Genomic DNA, 3,036 nt, shown 5'->3' on the forward strand with positions numbered 1-3,036 from the left:
CTCGCGCCCGCCAGCCCGAGCATCAAGACGCGGAGCTGCGGCGAATCGGGGACGCGCCGCAGCCCGGCGCGCAGCGTGTCGGCTGCCTCGCCTACGTCGCCGTCCAGGATCTCTCGCGCGGCCTTCCCGAGCGTCAACGCGATGCATGACCCGTCTTCCTGAACGATCTCGATCCACCGCGCGAGCACGCGCCGCAACGCGATCGAGTCGGCGGCCGCGCGGGACAGCCGCGCGAGGCTCCGCAGGGCGACCGTGTAGCCGCTCGTCGCGTCGAGCGCCCGTTGGTAGCAGATCCACGCTTCGACGGGCCGCCCGAGACGCCGTTCGAGCGCCCGCCCAGCCTCGTGGAAGCACATCGCGGACGCGGCCGGATCGCTCTCGACGCAGTCCTCGGCGTTGGAGAGGAGCCCGACGAGGTGCTCGACCGACTCCCGATCCATGGAATCCGCGGATCTCTGCAGCCCTTCTAGCCCGGGCGGCGGCTCGCCGAGCTCGAACCCGGAGCCGGACGCGGCGCGGATGGACTCGAGCAGCCCGCTCCTGTCCACGTTGATCTTCCGCCCCGTCATCGCCCGCCTCCCGCGCCGGTGATGCCGAGCGAGCGGCTCACGTCCACGTAGGTCCCGGCGAGCGCGAACCGGAACAGCTCCCGGCACCTCGGGATCTTCCCGATGGTGTCGCTCGTCTGCGCGCCGAGCCGCCGGAGCCCGGCCTCGCCGGCCGCCTCCTCGACGACGAGCGGCACGATGGTGACGAGGTCCGCTGCGGCGAGCAGCCCGAACCGATCCGCCGAGTACGACGCGGCCAGGACCCACGCCCGGAGCTGCTGCGGCGAGCACTTGAGCAGCTCACGGCACGAATCCGTGATCTTCTTCCTCACCTTCCGCGAGAGCGCCTTGCGCGCGACGACCACCATCTCCAGATCCGTCGGCATCGGCAGCGGCGCCTCCTCCCCGAGCGTCGCGGCGGCCAGCGCGAGCACCCACCGCAACGGTGTCGCCGCGTCCCCCTCTGTGAAAGCGCCGTGTCCGCGGACCGAGCGCCAGAGGCTGCGCGCCAGGAAGAACCGGGCGCGGGTGTCCTCGAAGTCCGTGAGGTCCGCGCTCACCGCCACCGCCGGGTTGTCGCCGAGCGCGGCGACCGCGCCGCGCGGATCGAACCCGATGCGGTGCACGTCCAGCGTCGTCACTCCGAGGAGCCTCGCCCACGGCGCGAGGAACGAGACGACCGGATCGCCGGAGCCCGGCGGGCAGAGCGTCGAGCGGCCGACCTCGGGCAGGTGCTCTCCGGACGGGAACGCCTCCGCGGTGATCTGCGCGGCATCGACGAGGATCGTCGCCGCCGGGCACCGCACCTCGTCCGCGTGCGTGATGCTGTCGACGACCGGCCCGAGCGGCGCGATCGGCTGCCCGCGCGAGGGGTTCGTCCTGCCGGTCCAAGCCTTGCCGCCGAGGAACTCGATCGTGTCGCGGCAGAGATCGACGCGGTCCTGGTCGCCCATGAGGGCGCACACCTCCCTGAGCTCCGCGACGCGGTGCACGTCCAGCGGTTCCTCGTCGACGCGGCCCCTGTGGATCTCGAAGGCGCGCTCGAGCTGCGGCATGATGTCGCCGCGATCCCGGGACTGCGCGAACGTCTTCAGGCACTCGAGATCCGCGGGGTCGATCTCGAGCGCCCGGTACAGCGTGCGCTCCGACAGCTCCGCGTCGAAGAGCGATTCCAGGGCGACCTTGGCGAGCTCGAGCAGGATCGACAGGCGCTTCGCCTTGTCCTCCACCAGGTCCACGAGCCTCGACAGCGCTTCGGCCTGCTCCTCGAACATCCCGGCCCTGCCCGCGAGCTTGGCGACGATGCGCTCGGTGGAGGGGTGCACGACCTCCGCCTCGCGGAGCGGCCCGAGGATCTCGAGCGCCCGGGAGACGTCGCCGAGATCCTCTCCGACGAGCTCCGCCGCGCGCCACAGGAAGGATCGCCTCTCGATCGGGTCGGTCGTCAGCTCCGTGAACGCGAGCATCGCGTCGGCGGCGTCCTCCGTCCGACCCGCGACGACGAGCAGATCGATGCGCGTGCGGTGGGTCACCAGCCGCTCGGGCTCGATCTCGAGCGCCTTGTCCATGGCGGCGATCGCACCTTCGACGTCGTCGATCGCGAGCAGGCGATCGGACTGCTCCTCGTACAACGCGATGAGATCCGTGGCCTCCGTCCGGTCGCGGCTCGCGGCGATCTGCTCCTCGATCTGCTTCGCGAGCGCTCCCTCGTCGCCGCGCGATCGGAGGATCCGGGTGAGGACCTCGTTGGCCTCCGCGTGATCGGGGACGCGCCGCAACGCCTCGCGGACGACCTTCTCGGCGCCGCGGCTGTCGCGGAGATCGTCCTGCATGATGGCGGTGGCCCGCGCGAGCTGCCGCACCTTCTCGTCCGGGTTCGCGTAGAAGCCCGCGAGGCGCCCGTGGCTCTCGGCCGCGTCGGCGTGCCGCCCGAGCGCGGCCGCCAGGCGCGCGCGAGCCCAGAGCAGCCCCGCATGCGCGGGAGACCCCAGAAGCTCCTCCTCGATGATCTGCAGCGCGCCGGCCGGATCCCCCGCGGCGGCCGCCGCCTCAACTCTGTCGAGGGCGAGATCGGCCCGCAAGCCGGGAGCCGCGAGATCCTCGGGCTCCGGCGCCGCCGCCCCCTCGAGCGCTGCCGCCGCCAGCCGAAACGCCGTAGCACAGGCACCCGTCGCCGCAGGATCGGCGAGCGCCGCGACGTGCGCGCCGAGCGCCCCCCGCCCGCCCGCGACCACCCTCCAGAGGCGCTCTACTGCGGAGGGCACTCCGCCCTCGTCGAGCCTGCGGAGCACGCCGTCCACTCCGACGACCGCGCGCCGCGCCTCGAGCGACTCCGTGATCCAGAGCTCGTCGAGCGCCGTGAGCCCTTCGCGCCGCGCCGCGGAGTAGAGCGCGTCCAAGGCCGCGACGTCGTCGGCGATCCCCTGCGCGAGCGCCAGGCAGAGCCGCGCCGCGAGCCCGAGCGCGCCGTCGAGAGCGGTCGCCGCCT

Annotated in this window: 2 protein-coding genes; both read right to left on the bottom strand. The window is 73.0% G+C overall.

The window, feature by feature from the left end:
* On the bottom strand, positions 1-569 hold a 569-nt coding region (locus M0R80_31750), incomplete at its 3' end, for a hypothetical protein (GenBank protein MCK9464216.1).
* On the bottom strand, positions 566-3,036 hold a 2,471-nt coding region (locus M0R80_31755), incomplete at its 5' end, for a tetratricopeptide repeat protein (GenBank protein ID MCK9464217.1). The genes M0R80_31750 and M0R80_31755, both read right to left, overlap by 4 nt.

It is taken from the genome of Pseudomonadota bacterium (genome assembly GCA_023229365.1).
In the GTDB taxonomy this organism is placed as follows: Bacteria; Myxococcota_A; Polyangia; order JAAYKL01; family JAAYKL01; genus JALNZK01.